This window comes from Octadecabacter antarcticus 307 (genome assembly GCF_000155675.2).
In the GTDB taxonomy this organism is placed as follows: Bacteria; Pseudomonadota; Alphaproteobacteria; order Rhodobacterales; family Rhodobacteraceae; genus Octadecabacter; species Octadecabacter antarcticus.
Genome location: NC_020911.1, coordinates 2,797,636 through 2,816,992 on the forward strand (window position 1 = coordinate 2,797,636; position 19,357 = coordinate 2,816,992).

Annotated in this window: 22 protein-coding genes; 1 reads left to right on the forward strand and 21 read right to left on the reverse strand. The window is 57.2% G+C overall.

What is annotated here, in order from left to right:
- The first annotated feature begins 3 nt into the window (after positions 1–3).
- Entirely contained in the window at positions 4–1,290 is a 1,287-nt protein-coding gene (locus tag OAN307_RS14150) for a pyruvate dehydrogenase complex dihydrolipoamide acetyltransferase (protein WP_015500367.1), read from the forward strand.
- 205 nt (positions 1,291–1,495) lie between these two features.
- On the opposite strand, the gene cysE is transcribed toward OAN307_RS14150, so the two are convergent.
- From cysE to fabF, 21 genes are all read right to left on the reverse strand, one after another.
- The gene (gene cysE / locus OAN307_RS14155; protein WP_015500368.1) at positions 1,496–2,305 is read right to left on the reverse strand and encodes a serine O-acetyltransferase; all 810 of its coding nucleotides are present in this window, start codon (positions 2,303–2,305) and stop codon (positions 1,496–1,498) included.
- Positions 2,306–2,381: 76 nt separating this feature from the next.
- On the reverse strand, positions 2,382–2,669 hold the full coding sequence (locus tag OAN307_RS14160) for a DUF7742 family protein (protein WP_044043783.1): 288 nt from the start codon (positions 2,667–2,669) through the stop codon (positions 2,382–2,384).
- A 10-nt stretch (positions 2,670–2,679) separates the two neighbouring features.
- A complete protein-coding gene (locus tag OAN307_RS14165; protein ID WP_015500369.1) occupies positions 2,680–6,606 on the reverse strand; it encodes a baseplate multidomain protein megatron in 3,927 nt (1,308 codons plus the stop codon).
- Positions 6,607–6,611: 5 nt separating this feature from the next.
- Complete coding sequence (locus tag OAN307_RS14170; RefSeq protein WP_015500370.1) at positions 6,612–7,055, reverse strand: NlpC/P60 family protein; 444 nt, start codon at positions 7,053–7,055, stop codon at positions 6,612–6,614.
- A gap of 2 nt (positions 7,056–7,057) precedes the next feature.
- Positions 7,058–7,942 carry a DUF2163 domain-containing protein gene (locus tag OAN307_RS14175; RefSeq protein WP_015500371.1) on the reverse strand — a complete coding sequence of 295 codons (885 nt, stop codon included), beginning with the start codon at positions 7,940–7,942 and terminating at the stop codon, positions 7,058–7,060.
- Positions 7,939–8,571, reverse strand: coding sequence for a DUF2460 domain-containing protein (locus OAN307_RS14180; RefSeq protein ID WP_015500372.1), 633 nt, complete (start codon positions 8,569–8,571; stop codon positions 7,939–7,941). The genes OAN307_RS14175 and OAN307_RS14180 overlap by 4 nt, the downstream gene beginning before the upstream one ends.
- A gap of 14 nt (positions 8,572–8,585) precedes the next feature.
- A complete protein-coding gene (locus OAN307_RS14185) occupies positions 8,586–9,245 on the reverse strand; it encodes a phage tail tape measure protein (protein WP_044043788.1) in 660 nt (219 codons plus the stop codon).
- A complete protein-coding gene (locus OAN307_RS14190; RefSeq protein ID WP_015500374.1) occupies positions 9,238–9,465 on the reverse strand; it encodes a rcc01693 family protein in 228 nt (75 codons plus the stop codon). The genes OAN307_RS14185 and OAN307_RS14190 overlap by 8 nt, the downstream gene beginning before the upstream one ends.
- A complete protein-coding gene (locus OAN307_RS14195) occupies positions 9,462–9,788 on the reverse strand; it encodes a gene transfer agent family protein (protein WP_015500375.1) in 327 nt (108 codons plus the stop codon). The genes OAN307_RS14190 and OAN307_RS14195 overlap by 4 nt, the downstream gene beginning before the upstream one ends.
- Positions 9,788–10,204: a phage major tail protein, TP901-1 family gene (locus OAN307_RS14200; protein ID WP_015500376.1), complete on the reverse strand. Its 417-nt coding sequence runs from the start codon at positions 10,202–10,204 to the stop codon at positions 9,788–9,790. The genes OAN307_RS14195 and OAN307_RS14200 overlap by 1 nt, the downstream gene beginning before the upstream one ends.
- A gap of 50 nt (positions 10,205–10,254) precedes the next feature.
- Positions 10,255–10,665 carry a DUF3168 domain-containing protein gene (locus OAN307_RS14205; protein ID WP_015500377.1) on the reverse strand — a complete coding sequence of 137 codons (411 nt, stop codon included), beginning with the start codon at positions 10,663–10,665 and terminating at the stop codon, positions 10,255–10,257.
- The gene (locus OAN307_RS14210; RefSeq protein ID WP_015500378.1) at positions 10,662–10,997 is read right to left on the reverse strand and encodes a head-tail adaptor protein; all 336 of its coding nucleotides are present in this window, start codon (positions 10,995–10,997) and stop codon (positions 10,662–10,664) included. The genes OAN307_RS14205 and OAN307_RS14210 overlap by 4 nt, the downstream gene beginning before the upstream one ends.
- Positions 10,997–11,596: a head-tail connector protein gene (locus tag OAN307_RS14215; protein ID WP_044043789.1), complete on the reverse strand. Its 600-nt coding sequence runs from the start codon at positions 11,594–11,596 to the stop codon at positions 10,997–10,999. Before OAN307_RS14215 ends, OAN307_RS14210 begins: the two co-directional genes overlap by 1 nt.
- Positions 11,597–11,762: 166 nt before the next feature.
- Positions 11,763–12,950: a phage major capsid protein gene (locus OAN307_RS14220; RefSeq protein ID WP_015500380.1), complete on the reverse strand. Its 1,188-nt coding sequence runs from the start codon at positions 12,948–12,950 to the stop codon at positions 11,763–11,765.
- 38 nt (positions 12,951–12,988) lie between these two features.
- Positions 12,989–13,531 (reverse strand): HK97 family phage prohead protease, encoded by a 543-nt coding sequence (locus tag OAN307_RS14225; RefSeq protein WP_015500381.1) that lies wholly within the window; start codon positions 13,529–13,531, stop codon positions 12,989–12,991.
- A gap of 11 nt (positions 13,532–13,542) precedes the next feature.
- Positions 13,543–13,761 carry a GTA head formation protein, RCAP_rcc01685 family gene (locus tag OAN307_RS14230; RefSeq protein ID WP_015500382.1) on the reverse strand — a complete coding sequence of 73 codons (219 nt, stop codon included), beginning with the start codon at positions 13,759–13,761 and terminating at the stop codon, positions 13,543–13,545.
- Positions 13,754–14,947, reverse strand: coding sequence for a phage portal protein (locus tag OAN307_RS14235; RefSeq protein ID WP_015500383.1), 1,194 nt, complete (start codon positions 14,945–14,947; stop codon positions 13,754–13,756). Before OAN307_RS14235 ends, OAN307_RS14230 begins: the two co-directional genes overlap by 8 nt.
- Before the next feature lie 134 nt (positions 14,948–15,081).
- A complete protein-coding gene (locus OAN307_RS14240; protein ID WP_015500384.1) occupies positions 15,082–16,482 on the reverse strand; it encodes a DNA-packaging protein in 1,401 nt (466 codons plus the stop codon).
- Complete coding sequence (locus OAN307_RS29005; RefSeq protein ID WP_187292467.1) at positions 16,376–16,699, reverse strand: hypothetical protein; 324 nt, start codon at positions 16,697–16,699, stop codon at positions 16,376–16,378. Before OAN307_RS29005 ends, OAN307_RS14240 begins: the two co-directional genes overlap by 107 nt.
- A 176-nt stretch (positions 16,700–16,875) precedes the next feature.
- A complete protein-coding gene (gene mltG / locus OAN307_RS14250; protein ID WP_015500386.1) occupies positions 16,876–18,051 on the reverse strand; it encodes an endolytic transglycosylase MltG in 1,176 nt (391 codons plus the stop codon).
- Positions 18,052–19,311 (reverse strand): beta-ketoacyl-ACP synthase II, encoded by a 1,260-nt coding sequence (gene fabF, locus OAN307_RS14255; protein WP_015500387.1) that lies wholly within the window; start codon positions 19,309–19,311, stop codon positions 18,052–18,054. It abuts the gene before it with no gap.
- Positions 19,312–19,357 lie beyond the last annotated feature (46 nt).

The following is a 19,357-nucleotide window of genomic DNA, read 5'->3' on the forward strand; positions in this document are numbered from 1 at the left end:
ACAATGGCTATCGAAATTCTCATGCCCGCGCTGTCCCCCACAATGGAGGAAGGCACCCTGGCCAAATGGCTGGTCAAAGAAGGCGACGAAGTCAAATCCGGCGACCTGATTGCCGAGATTGAGACCGACAAGGCGACGATGGAATTTGAAACTGTCGACGAAGGCATTATCGGCAAAATTCTGGTCGCGGAAGGCACAGAAGGCGTAAAAGTAAACACGCCGATCTGCATTATTGGCGAAGAAGGCGAGGAAATGTCATCTGCGTCCGCAGCGCCCGCCCCAAAGGCCGAAGCTGCTGGTGTGGCTGATACTGTAGCACCTGCCGAGGCCGCTGCGACAACGTCTGCCGCCCCTGCGCCCGCTGCAAAGGACGGCTCACGCCTGTTTGCAACACCACTTGCACGGCGCATCGCCAAAGACAAAGGGCTCGATCTTGCAACAATCAAAGGCTCCGGCCCGCATGGGCGCATCATCAAAGCCGACGTCGAAAACGCGACCGCACAACCTGCCGCCGCGTCAGCTGCTGCTCCTTTAGCATCCAGCGCCGTCGCTGTGACAGGCCCAAGCGCCCAACAGGTCATCAAGATGTACGAAGGCCGCAAGTTTGAGGAAATCAAACTCGACGGTATGCGCAAAATTATCGCATCGCGCCTGACAGAAGCCAAACAAACCGTGCCGCATTTCTACCTGCGTCGCGACATCGAACTCGACACCTTGCTAAAGTTCCGCAGCCAGCTGAACAAAACTCTGGAACCGCGCGGCGTGAAACTGTCAGTCAACGATTTCATCATCAAAGCCTGTGCATTGGCATTACAGGAAATCCCTGAAGCCAACGCAGTTTGGGCCGGTGATCATGTGTTGCAAATGACAGCCTCGGACGTTGCTGTTGCTGTGGCAATCGAGGGCGGTCTGTTCACACCAGTGTTGCAAGACGCTGAAACGAAGTCCCTTTCAGCGCTTAGCGCACAAATGAAAGACCTCGCCTCGCGTGCCCGTGAGCGCAAACTCGCGCCACATGAATATCAAGGGGGCAGCTTTGCGATCTCGAACCTCGGGATGTTTGGCATCGACAACTTTGATGCAATCATCAACCCACCCCACTCCGGCATCTTGGCCGTCGGCGCTGGCGCGAAAAAGCCAATCGTCGGAGCAGACGGCGAAATTAAAGTCGCGACGATCATGTCCACGACATTGTCCGTTGATCACCGTGTGATTGATGGCGCGATGGGCGCGAACCTGCTGAATGCGATCAAAGCCAATCTCGAAAACCCAATGGGTATGCTCGCCTAAGGCAAGACGGGTATGCTCGAATAGAACACTCCTAAACGGAAACAAAAGGGCCGCGCCGGATCACTCCGCGCAGCCCTTCTTTCTGACTCACTCAGTCTTTGTCTCAAAAATATCCCAGGGGCGTCGCACAGCGATGGGGGCTGGCCCCCACTTTTCTTGCGCGCCGCAGGCGCCCCCCCCCCCCCTATCGCGGCACGCACAAACCTTATCCGTGCGTGCGCAACAACTGATCCATCGTGCGCGACGGCTGCGAACAGCCCGCTTCGCCCACAACTTTGGCCGGAACACCAGCCACGGTCTTCATAGGCGCGACATCTTCCAACACCACGGACCCTGCCGCAATCCGGCTGCAATGGCCAACAGTGATATTGCCAAGAATCTTCGCTCCAGCCCCAATCAATACGCCATCGCCGATTTTGGGGTGACGGTCCTCTTCTTCTTTGCCGGTGCCCCCTAAAGTGACCGAATGCAGCATCGACACGTTGTCCCCGACCACAGCCGTCTCACCGATCACGATTGAGTGGGCGTGGTCGATCATCAGCCCCTTGCCGATGGTCGCACCGGGATGAATATCCACACCGAAAATCTCAGAAATCCGCATCTGCACGTAATAGGCAAGATCTTTACGACCCTGTTTCCACAACGCGTTACCAATTCGATAGGCTTGAACAGCTTGAAAGCCCTTGAAGAACAACAGCGGCTGCAAAAACCGATGACTTGCGGGATCGCGGTCATAGATCGCAACAATATCCGCGCGTGCGGCCTCGGCCAAATACGGATCGGACGCATAGGCAAGATCGGCAATCTCGCGCAGCATTTGATCCGACATTTCGGACGATGCCAGCTTCATCGAAATACGGTACGCCAGCGCACGTTCAAGCGATTTGTGGTGCAAAACAGACGTATGCACAAAGCCACCAATCAGCGGCTCGTTGCGGATCGCATCCTCGGCCTCATTGCAAATGCGCTGCCAAACCGGATCAATCTCGGCGATTTTAGGATTTGTCTGGGCCATAGCGCACCTCACATTGTTGTATTCTCTTACAGTACATAGGGTGTAAATTCCAAGAATAAAGCTGTGATCTTGCACATCACACCTCGCGATGACCCCGCTGGCGCCATATTTCCAGCGCCTGCAACACGGCGAGCAGTGCCGAACAATAACGCGCGCTGGAGTGTGGCGACCCATCACGTGGGAGCAAGCTAGCCTGCGCATAAAGCGATCCGGTCCCACCACCCGGGTGCGAGCGCCCATGGCACTTGCGCCACAGATCAGCAGTGTGCGCAGCCTCAATCAGCTGGCCCGCCGCCGCGGCCCAAGTGTCCTGCGGTAACGCCAACAATGCACGTGCTGCAAGGTCAAGATCGCTCAGCCCCACATAGATCGCATCAACTGGCCAATACTAGACCAGCCGACGGCCCCTCACCGAACACTTCAGACATTTGTGCCACGTCGACACGCGTGGCACCAATCCCGTCAGCGGCCTGCATCGCAGCAGTGTAGATCCAGCTTGGATCCGACACCGTCACCTGGCGCACCTGTACGTCATCGTTGAAGACCCGCACAATATATCGCTCAAACGCTTCCGAAAGCGGGACCTCTTCTGTGTCCCAACTGTCGCCCCCGACGCGTGCGCGGCGGATCCATGTCAAATCGACATCACCATCCTGCAACTCGCCGCGCAAATGCGCCACCGAATAGGGCCGGAATCCGATGCCACTAAAGGCATCGCTGCGATACTGATAGCTTGCATCACTCAGCGGGCGTGTCCCCGGACCATAGCGGAAATGTTGTGTCACCCCGCGTGCAGAACTGGCCAGTTCAATCTGTTCGGGCACCCCGTTCAACAGCACAAAGATCGACCCTTCTGGCCAGTCGACAGGCACGATGCCGTCTGTCCCCGCCTGCCCCCGCAAACGCAGGCTCAAATCAAAGGTATCCACACCCACGATCTCAGCCTGCGCAAACTGGAACACTTCCCAATTGTCCGCCGACCCATCGCCAATCACCGCAAGGTTTGCGCCGCCCAAAATCTGGTCTGTCGACACGCTTTGAACATCACCACGGATCAACTTCACCCGCAGCGCCGGACCGCGATCGTAAATCCCGACGCACGCCTTTGGTAAAGCGGTCTGCGTCATCCCGATTATCGATGCCAACGTCAGCAAACGGTTCAACCCGTACCCCGCATTCTGCGTCGCAGAATACAGCGCAACACTGCCCGGCCACGGCACACCAGACGCTGCCACGTACGGCGCGACGGGGTCTTCGTCACCACGCAAAAGCGGCAGGTCCATCAACATCAATTCCACCGGAACCGATGGGACGAAACTGCGTAAGTTGAACGTCTTTTCTGTCACGTCTTGCGGTTCATAAATCGCGGGCTCAATCCGCACCGCTTCAAGGGCCTGACGGTCGGTTTGTTCAGCCTGATCAATGCGAAACAGCCCGTCGCCGTATTCATCCGGCAGGCGGATCACATCCCCCGCACCAACATTCATCAGCGATGGTGGCAGCGTGAACCGCGCGCTGTCACGCGCAACGCGCGCCTCGCTCAACCACCGCTCTGCGATGCGCTGACCCTCAGCGCTCGTCAGCACCAGCGGCAATTCAGATCCGGACGTGGTTTGACCACGCGCGTCGGGGAAAACCGCCTCGGTGGTGCGCACTTCATAATCCGCATCCGCCTCAACGAAACCAATGCGAACACGACCTGAAATTTCCGCCTCTTGCGAGCGCGTCAACTCAATCGCGCCCTCAGCGCCTTTCTCATAGACCAAGGTGCCGCTGTCCACGTTGGCATCCAGCCGTGCCGTTCGGGTCCGAAACACCAACACGCCATCCCGTTCAATCGCGTCAAACCCGTAAGCAACCATAAGGGGCTGCAAAACGGACCGAGCAGTTGTCACATCATCGACACCATAGCCACGCACGACGCCATGCAACGCACTGACATCATAGGCCGCAATGCCCACGTCCTCGCAAATTTCGGCCACCACAGACGACAACGGGCGCGACGCCGCACGTCCATTGATCCAATGCCCGCGCGAATAGTTCACATTGTCCGACCACAGGTCAGCATTTCCAGGGAACGCAGGAAATGGCCGCGCATCCCATGCCCAGACGTGAATGCGATTGGGATCAACCATTTGCACCCCAGTGACGTCCGATGTCGGGTTCAATACGGGATTGGAGTAATGTTGAAACAACGCGCGCAGATATTGCATCTGGATATAGTCATCGCGAATGCCGTTGGACGCCCGTGGCAGGCCAGATTCTGACGATTTCAGGTCAATAAAACGGTTCGGCTCATTGGTCCCTTTATCAACTGCGGCACAGCCCACTTCAGTGAACCAAATCGGCTTACTGCCCGGTTCCCAGGCAGTTGGCAGGGCTGCGCGAACGCCGCCCACGCGGTCATGGTGCGCACGCAGCCACCAATTGCGCAGGTCCTTGTAGCGGAAAACCCACGGTTCGCCTTCACCATCCGTGATCGGCGTACGAATTTGCGCGGCGGCCGCCTCGGGGGAATGGTAATACCAGTCATACCCCTCGCCACCCTCAACGTTCGCCGCAAGGTAGTCGAGGTTGTAAGCCGAGCCATAGCTCGCATCCAAATGATCGTGACCCTCACGCCAATCAGACATTGGCATGTAGTTGTCGATTCCAATGAAATCAACGGCTTCCTGCGCCCAAAGCGAATCAAGGTGATAGATTTTGTCTGCTGTCCCGCTTGGCTGATACCCATGATATTCCGACCAATCTGCAGCATAGCCGATCTTCACATCAGGCCCCAAAACTGACCGCACATCTTGCGTCAGATCAATCATCGCTTGCACGGCGGGGAAGCCCACAGCACCGCGAATTTGGGTCAATGAACGCATCTCAGACCCGATGCAAAATCCGTCCACATCACCCGCCAGCGCACACAGATGCGCATAGTGCAGGATGAAACGACGGTAGGACCATTCAGCAGGGCCAGAGTAAACAACCTTGCCCGCAACAAGCGCAAAATCCGACACTTGCGCTGTGCCAAAGAACGCCACAACTTCGGCATCTGCCACAGCGGTCTGATCCGGCGTGCCATCCACGTTAGGTGCCAAAGATGTGGTGATCCGGCCACGCCACGGAAGACGCGGCTGGCCCACGCCGCCGCCCCACGGATCGGGCAACGTATTGCCCGCCAATTGTTCCATCAAAATGAACGGATAAAACACCGCCTTTTGCCCACGTGCCGTCAAATCACGCAATGCTTCAACGACTGCGTCATCGGCTGGCGTGCCACCGTAAATCGGGCGCCCGATATCCATCGGTACAACCTCGGCATCTGACCGCACGACGCCAGAAACAATCCACGCCATCTCAATTCCGTCGGCCTCGGTCTGTTCTACCTTGGGCTTGATCTGACAGTCCCCACAGCGCAGATCATCACCAAACCATGACACAATCATCGTGACCGACCCGCAGTTCGGCAACTCTTCTTCCAACGCCTCAACAGAAACCAGATAATCGCTCTTGCCGGACGGGGTGTTTACATTCGCAGACCCGCGCCGCCCAAACCCCTTTGAGACTGTGACAGCCGTTGTTGCCAACGAATATTCCCCCGTCCCCGGCACCAAAGCGACGCCAGTCACAAGGGACCCAAGATCGGAATGAACCCCAGCATCACTGTCACCGTCATCATCGCCATTGTTCTGGCCCGGGCGCATAACTTCAAACGAAAATTGCGGCACACGATTACCGAACTGCCCAAGATCCAGATCCTCCAACACGACGTAGGCCGTGCCACGGTACGCGGTCACTTTGCCAGCGCCCTCAACGGCCTCCATTTTCGGATCAGGCAGCTGGTCGCGTGACCCAGCATAAATCCGCATGTTCAAATCATCGCGGGCAATTTCAACCCCGTTGGCCCAGACGCGGCCAACGCGCGATATCTCACCCTCACACAGCGCAATCGCCAGCGACACGGTGTAGCTGTATTCTTTGGTCTTGGGCTTACTCGGCCCGCCTTTGCCCCCCCCCGATACCGTCGTCGCCTCAACAAATTCAGTCGCCCAGATCACCTGCCCCGCGATCCGCATACGCCCGTAAAGCTGCGCAATCGCGGCCCCTTCGCTGGCCCCCGTCAAACGGAACCGATCAACGCGCCCCGTTTCAACGACATCACTGCCCGAACCTATAATCCGCTGGTCAATAGCACGCCCCACTGTTGCGCCGACGGCCCGACCAACCGTCGCCATACCAAGCCCCAAAACGGACCCGCCCATAGACCCACCAAGCGCCATGCCCGCTGCTGAAAGTACAATCGTTGCCATGATGTTTAGACCTTGTCCTGAAGGCGTTCAGGGGTTGAAAACCGCGCAACCAAGCGCCGTTTCCAAGGTGCCGAAAACGTACTTTCGCGCACGCCATGCCCCTGATACGCATGAATAAATGTCGCATGTTGGCCCGTATTGGCCTGCAATCCAACGTGTTTAGCAACCGCCCCCTGCCGCATTCTAAATAACAACACATCGCCGGGCTGCGGCACATCACGCGGCTTGGCGATCAATCGATCAGCAACAGCCTGCCACAACACTTCATCGCCTTGCGGTTCTGACCAATCGGACGTGTAGGGCGGAACTGGCTCCAACGGGGCGCCGCTGGCCTCGGCCCAGACGCCGCGCAACAGTCCAAGACAGTCACATCCCGCACCGCGACGCGCAGCCTGATGCACATAGGGCGTACCAATCCACGTTCGCGCAATCGTGACAATATCAAGCACAATCACACACTGCGTCGCAGACTTCCGCCTGCGTTCTGACCGCCACTCAGCGGCGTGCTAACCAACCAGTCATCGCCAGGAATATCAGGAAACCCACGGAAATTTGGCAAATTGCTGAACTTCAACCGACAGGTTTCAAATCGTTTGTCGCAGCCCGCCTCAAGTCTGATCAGATCACCCGCCGCAATCTGCTTGCGAAACGCCTCCCAGACCTCAACTTCACGCGCTTCACCAATAAAACGATCACGTTTGATCAGCCCGATCAGCCCGGCAGCCGCACCCGACATCACGCGCAAACGCCCACGCTCAAACCACGCTGGTTCAAACCCCGCCATATTAGTGAACGTAAACCGGCGACGCTCCTGCAGCCCCTCAACCGCTATCTCGGTTGCAAAACCATCGGTATCCAAATCAAACCCGCAATCCCGATCACCCAAAATCGCCGAACACGGCGTTTGATAGACACGGCCTTGCGGTTGGTTCAGCAGTTCGGTGAGCCCGCGCAATTCCGCATGAAAGGCGCCACCGGATCTGCGCAACTCGCCAATTGTGCCCGCAAACCGCAAAGTGCGTGTTTCCACTTCTGCCCAATTCACCAGCCAGGCCTTGACCTCTGCCCCATCAAAACGACCCGCCTCAATATCGGCCTCAGTGATGGTCCCGTCGCTCAGCGCGCCCATCGCTTCTGAATTATCAACCGACAATCCAGTTGCAGACATTATCGCGCGCGCGGTCATCCCCACGTCCGCCTTGAATTTGATGCCACCAAACGTCAGCGCACGATCATGGTCGGTAAAACCAAACGTCGTGCCATCGCGCCGCACGACCGCCCAGCAGCGCGCCAGCATGGTGACGCCAGTGTCCAGATGCGCCTGAAACTCGGTCATACCCGCACCTCGACCACCGGAACATCCGGCACTTCACCAGCCTGAAACGTCGACATTGATGTGATGATCGCGTCGGTGTCAAACCGCACCGGGACATCAAAATCATATCCCGCCGTCACGACCGCCTGAAGGTCAGGCGGATGGTTGAATGTGACCACACCCGTGGTGACATCAACAGTGTAGTCAACACCTTCAACTTGCGGCTCCCCGCTGACTGAAACCAACACAGTGCCCGTAACAGGTTTGCTGATGGGTCGTACATAGGTCTCTGTCCCAGAATTATAATTCTTAACAATCTGAAATTCAGACCGGACTTCGTCACCCATCCCCAGCACCTGATCATCCCCGGTGATTGCGCGGCTCGGTCTGGCAGACTTGTGGTCTGACCAGTCTTTCCAACGAAACCCGAACATTTGCCCCTGACGCGCCTCAAAGAAGGCAATAATCACCCCGACGTCATCCAACGACCGCAGCCCCAGACCCGCATCATAGCGCCTGCGCGAATGTGCCCATGGTGTGTTGCGTTCCTCGAATCCGTTGGCCAACGTCACCACTTCCGTGCGCCGTTCTGGGCCTCCAAGGGCACCAAAACTCAACGTCGAGGGAAACCGTACTTCATGAAAACTCATCTGTTTGATCCTTCCTAGCGATTGCGCTGACCACGACCCAAAGCCCGGCCAACCGACGCCGCAATCTGGCTCTGGCTGCGCTTGAAACCGGCCACATCCGGCGTGCTAATATTCATGGTGATATTGACCGCCTGACCGCCCTGCACCGTGACGCCCAAGCTGCCGTCAGCGCCACGGGTCAATGGCATGATCGCCTCCGGTCCCGCCTCACCCATTAATCCAGTGCCGCCGCGCATCGGGAAACTCGTCGCACCCGATACAACGCCGCCCTTGGCAAACGGCATGACGCGGCCTTGGCTGAATGCGCCACCGGCCTCGAACGGTGTCAAACTGGCCACCAACGAATTGACCCCCCCCGCAAGCAGCCCGCCAAAGTGGTCCGTCACTGGTTTCAACGCATTGTTATAAACTGTGCGCGACATTGCTTCACCAACCGTTGCCAAAGCATCCGATAACGACCGACCGTCAAAGACCAAGCCGTCAAACGCCTTGCGCAACCCACCAGAAAATCCGCGCTCCAGATTGCCCAGATCGCGCGTCGTTTCGCCCAATGTGGCCTTCATACGCCCCAACTGGCTGTCAAACGCGTCCGTCATTGCCGTCACCGATCCCAACGTCTGCTCTAGCGCTTTGGCTTCACTTTCTAGGGCGTCGAGCCCGTCAATATCATCCATCATCTGCTCCAATATCCAACTCACGTCCCACATCAGGAAAGCTGCGGCTCAACTCGTCCAACCGCGTTTTGTCCATCGGCATTTCACCCGCCTCTGGCCCCAACATCAGCCACAACTCAGCTGGTGTCAGGCTCCAAAAATCATGTGGTTTCAGCCCCAAACCGCATAGTCCTGCACGCATCAATCCTGGCCAATCCAGTCCCGAAGTTGATCCAGTCATGGCGTGGCAAACGCGCGTGCCAGCAATTCTGCCGCCGCCTCAGCCGCCCGCACAACGCCGCCCTCAATCTCGGCACTCACCAGATCGCTTGCCGATCCTTGCCAGCCCCCACCCCGCAAACCAGCAACAATCAACGCCAGCACATCACGGGTCGAAAACCCGCCACTTTCGAACCGTTTAACCAGTTCGACCAGTGTATCCGTTGCCAAAGCTGCCTCCAGCTCCGCCAACGCGCCGAGCGTCAGCTTGCAAGTGCGCGCCTGCCCATCAACGACCAGCGCGACCTCTCCGGCCCATGGGTTATGCGGCGCAACAACATCCATTATGGGAACGCTGTAAAGGTAATCTCACCAGCCGACGTCAGCGACATTTCATATGTCGCCTCGCCGTTATGCGCGCCCGAATACTCAATAGAGCTCACCAAAAACGGCCCTTCGATGGTACCGAAATCAGGCACGATGACCTGAAAATCAGGTGTCTCACCATCGAAGAAAATCTCACGCACCCGTTCGTCCGTGCTCTCGTCTTTGAACACACCCGACCCGCTGATGGACGCGGTTTTTACACCTGCACCACCCAACACTTCGCGCCAGCCACCTGTGCTGTCCAACGACGTCACATCCACGGTTTCCGCGTTGAAATTGATCCGCGTGGCCCGCAGGCCTGCCGCGGTTTCAAACAGGCCATCACCCGTCATATCGATCTTGATCAATAGATCCTTGCCATTTTGAGCTACCATATCGAATACTCCATAAGTGTTGAAATTAAATCATTCGGGATGCAGAATCATCAGTCATCCTGCACAATAGCCTTGAACGTCAGATCAATGCGCCGCTGACCCGCGGTTCCAACCCGCACCGCTTTGGCGCGAAAGAAATTCAGCGCAATCAACGTACCGCGGTTTAGCGTCAACGCGGCATCCACCAACGCATCAGACACCGCCGCCGCCGCTTGTTTGGCCGTCGCAAAGCCCGCATTTTCCGTCACGACAGACACCGTGAATTCATGTGTCGCACCGCCACCGGTTTTGTCAGATCGGTCTTTGACCAACTCCGGCCCCAGCGCCACATAAAGCGCTGGCAACGTGCCCGTTGGGAACGCATCATAAATGTCTGATCCAACCAACGCTCCAAGCGCTGCGTCGGTCACAAGTGCTTGATAAACCGCTGTCTGCAATGCTGCTGAAACGCCATAACTCATGCCACTGTCTCCTCTTGCGCGGTGCACATAAGGTAGTGCGCGTCCGGACCCTCCTCTGCCACAGCGAGGATCACGAACATGCGCAGACCATCGCGAAATCGCTGGTTGGCTTTCGGACGCGCGTCAGACCCCACAGGGGCGGCACGGACAATAATTTTGCACGCCACACGGCTGAGCGGGGCAGCAATGCCTGCAGCTTCACGACCCGTGCGCGCAGTTAAATTGGCCCAAACAGTGCCCAATGCGGCCCACCCTTGCGTGTAACCACCGGCCCCGTCCGCGATCTGCGTCGGGGTTTCCAACACCAGTTGGCGGTTTAAACGCGGGGCCATCAGGCAGCCCCCCCGCCCAGCAACCGCAGCGTGCGGTAGCGTTCAATCAACGCGCTCACGCCAAAAGGCATGCAGCCGCCATCATACTGAATTTCATGGCGATATTCATAGTAATGCGCAGCCAACAAAAGCACCGCTTGGCGCAGGTCAGCTGGTAAATCGATCCATTCGGGACCAAACCCTGCGAGCATGCGAATACGTGCCGTATCGGTCCGACCAATGCTCGGCAAACACGTATCAACGGCCGCCAAAACCGGGCGCTGCATATCAGGCCGCAATTGGTAGCTGTTTGCATCGACAACCTCCTCGTTGTCCAAGCGGTCCAGCATGACGACGTCAAAGATTGCACTGATGGGCGCAATTGGCAGCGCCTGAGCGCCGCTGTCGCGCCACCGCGTCACCGACCAGCTAAAGGTGCGTTCTATCAACGCCTTACCTGTGCGCGCCTCAATCGCAGCGAGCGCCGAACGCAGGAAACTCTCCAACAGATCATCCTGCAATCCATCATCGGAGAAGCCCGATCCAAGGCGCAGGTGTTCTTTGAAAAAGGCAACCGGCAACGCGCCTGTAGGCACTGTGGTTTCTTCTATCAACATCATGGACTCTCTCCGAAATCGGATGGAAAAATTCATAAAAACCCGGGCGCGTGCCCCCCGCATTGCTCGGACGGAAGGAAGCAGCTGGACAACGCGAGGGTTAACTCGCGTAACGCACGCACCCGGACCCGAGGGCACCTCAAAAAGGCGCCCCCGTCCCCCTCAGCCCTTAGGACAGGCCGAACTTGAGAAGCTTGATCGCGCCGTAATCGGACACGGCACCACCAACGCGCTTGGTTGCATAGAACAACACATGTGGCTTGGCACTGAACGGGTCACGAAGGACACGCAGATCAGGGCGTTCGGCCACGGTATATCCCGTGCCGAAATCACCAAACGCAATCGCCGTTGCATCGGAAGCAATGTCAGGCATGTCTTCAGCGATCAGAACCGGATAGCCCAGCAAACGTGCGGGTTCGCCCGCGACCAGACCGTCTGACCACAAGAAACGGCCATCGTTGTCCTTCAGCTTGCGCACAGCCCCTGCGGTCTTGGAATTCATCACGAACGTGCCGTTGGCGCGGTATTCTGCACCAAGCGCGTAGACCAGATCGATCAGCGCCTCGGCACCTGCAAAATCACCGTCCGCACCTGACACTACGTAGCCGATATTGCCCCAGACCCAGACGTCATCGTCGACCTGTGGCACCGTCAAAAAACCAGTGGGCTTATCGACGCCATTGCCGTTCACGAACGCCGCCGCTTCTGAGCGCGCAAACTTGTCAGCGATACGGCCTGCAAGCCATTCATCAATGTTGAACGCTGAATCGTCCAACAATCGCTGCGACGCTTTTGGCAGCGCAGAAAGCTCGTGCAAACCAATCGTAATACGATCAATCTGCGGCGTGCCAGTTTCGGCTGTCGGATCGTTTTCAGTCGCCCAACCAGCGCCCATTTCAGTGTGATCAATCAGCACATCATACGACGTGGCTTCCACGTTCACGACATTGGCGATGGCACGGATCGACGCGGTAGATGCCAGCGTCGATTGAACGAACGCAGACGTCTGCGGATCCACCAGATAGCCGCCATCAGCTGCCACAGCAGACGACAGCGATTTACCTTCCAGTTCAAGACCACGAAGCGCATCATCATCGCCAGACCGCAAATAGGCTTCAAACGCCTTCTGGTGCGGCGCTTCAACGCTTGCAATAGTGGCCAGCGCGGGACGTGCGCCAAAAGTCATAGATTTACGGTCAAGTTTGGTCATTCGGTCATCCTGCTCTTTCATCTTGGTTTGAATATCAGTCGTGAAGTCTTTGAAATCGGTTACAAATCCTGCCATTGCGGACTTTAGTTCCTGGGCCGGAGAAGGCGTATCTTCCACGGCCCGAGCCGTAGCTTCGGGTTTGGTCATGTTCAGATCCTCTTGATCAATGGGTGGAAACGCCGGCCTTAACGTTGGCCCAGCACGGCACGGGCATGTTCAAACACCCCTGCCAATTCACGCAGGGCACAGTCGGCGGGGTCATCGCCCTTCGTCCCGACCCGCGCATCGGGAAGCATCGGGAACGTCACCAGTGACACCTCCCAAAGCTCCAACTCAGACAAAAGGCGACCACCTTTTGCATTTTTAGTGGCCCGCACAGTGCGGTAGCCAATAGAAAGCCCGTCGATGGCGCCCGCTTCGATAAGCGCGGCTGCTTCGCGGCCCTTTTCCACATCGCCCAGGATGCGGCCCTTGACCCACAGGCCAGCGGCGTCCTCACGGACCTCGTCCCACACGCCGATCGGTTGCGCGGGATCATGCTGCCATAGCATTTTGACGCGCCCATCTTTGTCTGCAAGCCTTGCCAAAGACGCGCCGTAGGCCCCCGTCTCAACTACATCACCGCCTTGATCCGCCTTGCCGAACAGCGACGCATAGCCACTGATCTCAATGCCGTTCTCGACAGCAACACTGTCCCCGAGGGCGATAAATTTATGTTCCAAACTCATCTCAATTCCTTTCAGGGCATCAACACTGCAATCGATTGGACAGCGTTTGCTAGCACCACACCAACCACGCCATACACCGCCAACCACAACCGCCGCTCCAGCCGCTCCATCATCAACTCAATCTTGCCAAGCTGGATGTTAATCTGTTTAAATTGCAGTGCCATAACGCGTTCCTGCGCCTCGATCCGCAGCGACGGACCGCACTCAAACGTTTCGCGCACATTACCCATCACCCACCTCAAGGCTCGGTAATCCAAGCAAATTTCGCTTCTCAGCGTCAGACAGGAACGCGGCCCCCGCAACCCGTTTCCACTGTGCATCGCGCTCAACCGACAGCGCGGTCACCTGATCCAGATCCGGTTTAAGATCGAACCGCTCACCGGTGAAATCGCCCAGCCAATCAGCAATCGATCCAGCCACACGTGTCACCAATGGTAACACTGTTAAACGATAAAATGCACGGTTGGCTTCCTGATAATTCGCATAGGTCGCGTCCCCCGTCAGGCCCAGAAGCATCGGTGGCACCCCAAACGCAATCGCGATCTCTCGTGCCGCCGCTTCTTTGGTCTTCTGGAATTCCATGTCCGACGGGCTGAACCCCATCGGCTTCCAATCAAGCCCGCCTTCCAACAACATCGGACGGCCCACATTTTTGGCGCCCTGATGCTGCGTCTCCATCTCGCTCAGCAGACGGTCATACTGATCGCTCGACAGCTGGCTTTGCCCATCGGCACCCTTGTAGATGATCGCACCCGACGGCCTAGCGGCATTGTCGAGCAACGCCTTAGACCAACGGCTTGCCGCATTGTGCACATCAAGCGCCGTCGCCGCCGCCTGCATCGGGCTCAACCCGTAATGATCGTCCTGCGGGTGGAAACTTTTGACATGGCAAATCGGGCTCGCACCCTCACCAACCGCAAAACGATGTTTGCGCCCACCAACCGTGTAATCATAAGCAATCGGCCATCCATCAGCACCTGGAACCAACGTCATCCGGTCACTCCGCAATACATGCAGCTCAAGCGGCGTATCTTCCCCGCCTACGGCCTCGACATAGCCGTTACCGGTCAACAACAACTGACCAAACAATGCCTCAAACAATTCTGCGCGACCTTGTGCTGCGTTCGGACGTTGGATCAAGTCCAACACAGGGTGCGTTTCATAGCGACGCTCACCGTCTTGCAACACTAGCGGCAAGGCTGCTGCGGCTTCGGCAATAATCTTTACCGCACGAAAGCCGACAGGGTTGCTGGTAAAGCCACTTCGCGTCAGTGTTGCAACGTCCCGCGCGCCCCAAACAGACCGACCCGCCGTGCCCCATGCCGCGATCTTGCCCGTTGCTGACGCCTTAACTTCTGGCACATCCATCTTGCCGATCTCTTGGCCAGCGTCCGTTCGCTTCAGAAAATCAAACATTTAAATCCCCTTTGGTGCCGCCCCTGACAGGCGTTCGATCCAACACGATGCAATTTCGACTAAAATTCTTTCAAAGGTGACAACCCACCGTTCGCTGGTCGCGCAACACCCTGCACAAGCCCGTGTTTATAGACTTAAAGTCTGCGGATATGTGGTGCACGCCAGCGTTTGGCGGGCTCCAAGAACAAATCCGTCAACGCCCAAACCAGCGCATCCACACGGTCCGGTGACCCGGTCCCCGCATACCCCTGCGCCGTCATCTGGCACATCTCATCCTCAAGCTCACCCAGCCCAAACGCGTGATGCACGCGCCCCTGTTCATACAACGCCGCCACAGGCTCCGCGCGCATCGCCTTGCCTCGCGTCGCGTGGACCGCTCGGTACGACACCGACGGATCAATTGACCGCACAATGGCCTCAACCATCGCACCGCCTTGGTTTACTTCCGCGACCATCCGGTCCGCGCCATGGCGGTCCATCGCGGCAATAGCGGCTGCAGCCCACTCGTTCGGGCTAACCCCTTGCACACTGGCATCCTCGATCACGTATATCTTCCAGCCCGATACAGGCCCTTGGCTGACGATCCCCGCGACCACGATCCCGCACGCATCCGACGTCGCATTCGCCCCCGCTGGCGGATCAACAGCCACAACAATACGGTCCATCTGCGGAAGCTTCGTCACATGTCCCGCCTCAAGGCGCGCAGATGACCACAAGGCCCCGTCCACGTCCGCCAACAAAACACCGTCCAATTCCTGACGCCCCAACCGCGTCCCGCAGTAGCGTTCCTGAACCTCTTGCAAAAAACTGTCCGCCAGATATGCACGGTTGGCCTGCGTCGTCGCATGGGTGTGAACCGTACTTTTGCGTGCCATAAAATCTTTCAATATCTCAACATTTTTGGGCGTTGTCGTAACACAGGCGCGCGGATTCGCACCCAAACGTAATCCAAACTGCATCATGTCCCATGTACTTTGCGCCTTTGGCCACTTCGCCAATTCATCGGCCCAAACCGCATCAAACTGCGGCCCTCGCAAACGCTCTGGATCAAACGCTGAATACAATCGCGCCTCTGCGCCGTTCGGCCATATCAACAAATTGCGCCCAGAAATCCATTGCGGCCGACGATCCGGTGGCGAACACGCCAGTATCCCGCTGGTTCCGAACACCATCACCTCGCGGGCTTGCTCCATCGTTTCACCGATCAATCCCACATGTTTCGCGATACCGGGGTCGCGCGGACGCGACCCCTCCACCATTGACCGGACCCATTCGGCACCCGCGCGCGTCTTACCCGCGCCACGACCGCCTAAAATGACCCAAGTCCGCCAGTCCCCCTCTGGGGCCAACTGATGGTCCAATGCCCAGAACTCAAACAAATAGGGCAGCGCCTTTAGTTGCGCGCCCGATAGATCGCGCAGAAACGCCTTACGATTTGCAACATCGGCGGATGCGACCAAGGCGGCACCCGATCTCACGTCTGAGGAGATTGAAATCAATGTCCCCTTCGGCGAGCCCTGTTCCATGTCTGTCATTGAATTCTGTCTCTCTTTTCTGGCTCTCGGTGACGACTGAATTCAGCAACGCCATCTGCTTGGGCAGCAAAGCGACGTTGTCATAGTCACCCTTCTGAAAAAGTTCGATGATCGTGTTGAGTGTTTGATTGATGTTTCGGTTAAGCTGCCTAGCCTCCTCGATACGTTCGGCAGCAGTTTTCTGCTCGGTGGATTCGCCACCGATTTGGTTGGTCATAAGGGAGATCCCTTTCAGGTTGCTCCGCCCATGAAACAAAAACGAAACGGGCTCTGGGATTGCGCCCAAAGCCCGTGAAGCTTTCGTCCAGCGTATGACATTAATACGCCTAACTGCAGATTTAACCAAATATTACCAGCGCGTTAGCGTTCGCCACGTCAACCACTCGTTAACCTTTAGTTGTCGCCGAGTGCGTCACGTTCCGCTTCAAAGGCGCGGTAAATTGCGACGTTCGAATTGTGATCAGCCAGCGTCACCGCAAAATTATGCCCATCACGCGGATCCAATGTCTTTGCTACGAAAAAGATGAAATCCGTGATCGCGGGGTTCAGCGCCGCCTGGATCGTGGCAGACCCGGGATTGGCGATAGGGGTTTCAGGCAATCCAGAAATTACATATGTATTCCAAGGCGTTTCAGCGCGAAGCTCACTCTGTCGCAATCCTCGACCCAGCACACCACGTCCCTCGGTCACACCGTAAATGACCGTCGGGTCCGTCTGCAATCGCATGCCGAGGTTCAGTCGGTTCACAAATACCGATGCCACGTCAAACCGCTCATCTGATGTCGACGCTTCTTTCTCGATGATTGACGCAAGAATCAGCGCCTCTTGTGGCGATGACAACGGCAATCCATCTGCCCGCTGCGCCCAAGCCGCCGCAAGAATGCGGGCTTGTGCCGACTCCATCATTGCCAACAGTTCCGCCACCGAATCCCCGGGTTGCACTTGGTAGGAATCCGGGGCCAACGTGCCCTCAAGCGGCACATCAGCGACCTCACCATCCATAAAGTCCAATGAGTTCAATGCCTGAACCACCTGCCAGCTGGTGACACCTTCGGCGATCACAACACGGTATTGCGTGTCATCAGCTGCGCGCGTTTCGGCGTAAGCCACGGGCGGTTCGTCAACCAGCGCGGGCTCGAAACTTGCCAATTCAACAAACCGCCCGGATGCGGGTTCCAATTCCCGGACCTGTGCTACCACACGGGTCACACCAACTCGGTACACAATTTCGGTACCGCAGGTGCTTTGCCCACCGCGTGTAACAATATCGACGATCTCGGCCATCGACGACCCTTTGGGAACCAGAAAACTACCTGCCTTCAACAGCGACGCCTTGTCAGAATAATCCACGCCCATGCGAAAAATCGCCAGGGATGAAATTGCATTTTGGTCCGCCAGATCATCGCTCACAATACGCATGTTGGATCCAGACCGAACCTGCACACAAATCGCCTGCTCCAACGGCCCCTCGGCGCTATATTCGTTGGTTCCCCAAACAATCACGCCGCCACCTAAAAACAGCGCGACAATCAGAAACGTCAGCGCGTTGGCCGCGATATGCTTCCACATTTAAGAAACCTTTCCGAACAACACACTCGCGTTTGTGCCGCCAAAACCAAACGAATTGGACAACGCAATGTTTATTTCTCGTTCAACCTTCTTGTTGGCAGCCAGATCAATGGTCGTTTCTACCGCCGGATTGTCCAGATTGATCGTCGGTGGTGCCACTTGGTCGCGAATTGCCAGCACCGAGAAAATCGCCTCAATCGCACCCGCAGCCCCCAAAAGATGCCCTGTTGAAGATTTGGTAGACGACATCGTCACCGAACCCGCCGCGTCACCCATCAGGCGTTCCACTGCACCCAGTTCAATCGTGTCGGCCATGGTCGATGTGCCATGTGCGTTGATGTAATCGATATCGCTGGGCTGAAGTCCGGCATCCTCCAGCGCCATGCGCATTGACCGCTCACCGCCCTCGCCGGTTTCAGACGGGGCGGTGATGTGGTGCGCGTCACCCGTCAGACCATAGCCCAACACCTCGCCGTAAATCGTCGCACCACGCGCCTTGGCGTGTTCATATTCTTCCAGCACGACCATCCCCGCGCCCTCGCCCATCACGAACCCGTCGCGGTCCACGTCATATGGACGGCTGGCCTTTGTTGGATCGTCGGGGCGTTTGGTGGACAGGGCTTTGCAGGCATTGAAACCAGCAATACCAATCTCACAGATCGTCGCCTCCGCGCCGCCTGCAATCATCACATCAGCGCGGCCTGTCTTGATCAGTTGCGTCGCATCACCAATGGCGTGTGCACCTGTTGAACAGGCTGTGACCACCGCATGATTAGGGCCCTTAAACCCATATTTAATTGCGATCTGACCCGAAATCAGGTTGATCAGCGCACCCGGAACAAAGAACGGCGATACGCGGCGCGGGCCTTTCTCTTTCATCATAATCGCGGTTTCGGCGATGGACTGCAGACCGCCAATGCCCGACCCAGTCAGAACGCCGGTGCGTTCCAGATCAGCGGTGTTTTCGGGTATCCAGCCAGAATCCTCAACCGCTTGTGTTGCGGCGGCCATTGCGAACAGGATGAACGTGTCGATCTTACGCTGATCCTTGGGATGCATATACGTGTCTGGGTTGAACGTGCCGTTCGTGCCGTCACCATACGGAACCTCGCAGGCATAGGTGGTTGCGAACCGGGTCGGATCGAACCGCGTAATCGGCCCCGCACCTGATTGACCGTCCAAAAGACGCTCCCAAGTTTTCTCAACCCCGTCGGCCAGCGGTGTGACCAGCCCCAATCCGGTAATGACTACTCGACGCATGGCTCAACCCTCACGTTTAAATTGCTTTTTTACCTGATACCGCGTG

Excerpts from the sequence above, each read along its gene's own strand:
- OAN307_RS14150 (WP_015500367.1), top strand. The coding sequence starts at position 4 with ATGGCTATCGAAATTCTCATGCCCGCGCTGTCCCCCACAATGGAGGAA.
- cysE (WP_015500368.1), bottom strand. The coding sequence starts at position 2,305 with ATGGCCCAGACAAATCCTAAAATCGCCGAGATTGATCCGGTTTGGCAG.
- OAN307_RS14165 (WP_015500369.1), bottom strand. The coding sequence starts at position 6,606 with ATGGCAACGATTGTACTTTCAGCAGCGGGCATGGCGCTTGGTGGGTCT.
- OAN307_RS14175 (WP_015500371.1), bottom strand. The coding sequence starts at position 7,942 with ATGACCGAGTTTCAGGCGCATCTGGACACTGGCGTCACCATGCTGGCG.
- OAN307_RS14180 (WP_015500372.1), bottom strand. The coding sequence starts at position 8,571 with ATGAGTTTTCATGAAGTACGGTTTCCCTCGACGTTGAGTTTTGGTGCC.
- OAN307_RS14185 (WP_044043788.1), bottom strand. The coding sequence starts at position 9,245 with ATGGATGATATTGACGGGCTCGACGCCCTAGAAAGTGAAGCCAAAGCG.
- OAN307_RS14190 (WP_015500374.1), bottom strand. The coding sequence starts at position 9,465 with ATGACTGGATCAACTTCGGGACTGGATTGGCCAGGATTGATGCGTGCA.
- OAN307_RS14195 (WP_015500375.1), bottom strand. The coding sequence starts at position 9,788 with ATGGATGTTGTTGCGCCGCATAACCCATGGGCCGGAGAGGTCGCGCTG.
- OAN307_RS14200 (WP_015500376.1), bottom strand. The coding sequence starts at position 10,204 with ATGGTAGCTCAAAATGGCAAGGATCTATTGATCAAGATCGATATGACG.
- OAN307_RS14205 (WP_015500377.1), bottom strand. The coding sequence starts at position 10,665 with ATGAGTTATGGCGTTTCAGCAGCATTGCAGACAGCGGTTTATCAAGCA.
- OAN307_RS14210 (WP_015500378.1), bottom strand. The coding sequence starts at position 10,997 with ATGGCCCCGCGTTTAAACCGCCAACTGGTGTTGGAAACCCCGACGCAG.
- OAN307_RS14215 (WP_044043789.1), bottom strand. The coding sequence starts at position 11,596 with ATGATGTTGATAGAAGAAACCACAGTGCCTACAGGCGCGTTGCCGGTT.
- OAN307_RS14220 (WP_015500380.1), bottom strand. The coding sequence starts at position 12,950 with ATGACCAAACCCGAAGCTACGGCTCGGGCCGTGGAAGATACGCCTTCT.
- OAN307_RS14225 (WP_015500381.1), bottom strand. The coding sequence starts at position 13,531 with ATGAGTTTGGAACATAAATTTATCGCCCTCGGGGACAGTGTTGCTGTC.
- OAN307_RS14230 (WP_015500382.1), bottom strand. The coding sequence starts at position 13,761 with ATGGGTAATGTGCGCGAAACGTTTGAGTGCGGTCCGTCGCTGCGGATC.
- OAN307_RS14235 (WP_015500383.1), bottom strand. The coding sequence starts at position 14,947 with ATGTTTGATTTTCTGAAGCGAACGGACGCTGGCCAAGAGATCGGCAAG.
- OAN307_RS14240 (WP_015500384.1), bottom strand. The coding sequence starts at position 16,482 with ATGACAGACATGGAACAGGGCTCGCCGAAGGGGACATTGATTTCAATC.
- OAN307_RS29005 (WP_187292467.1), bottom strand. The coding sequence starts at position 16,699 with ATGACCAACCAAATCGGTGGCGAATCCACCGAGCAGAAAACTGCTGCC.
- mltG (WP_015500386.1), bottom strand. The coding sequence starts at position 18,051 with ATGTGGAAGCATATCGCGGCCAACGCGCTGACGTTTCTGATTGTCGCG.
- fabF (WP_015500387.1), bottom strand. The coding sequence starts at position 19,311 with ATGCGTCGAGTAGTCATTACCGGATTGGGGCTGGTCACACCGCTGGCC.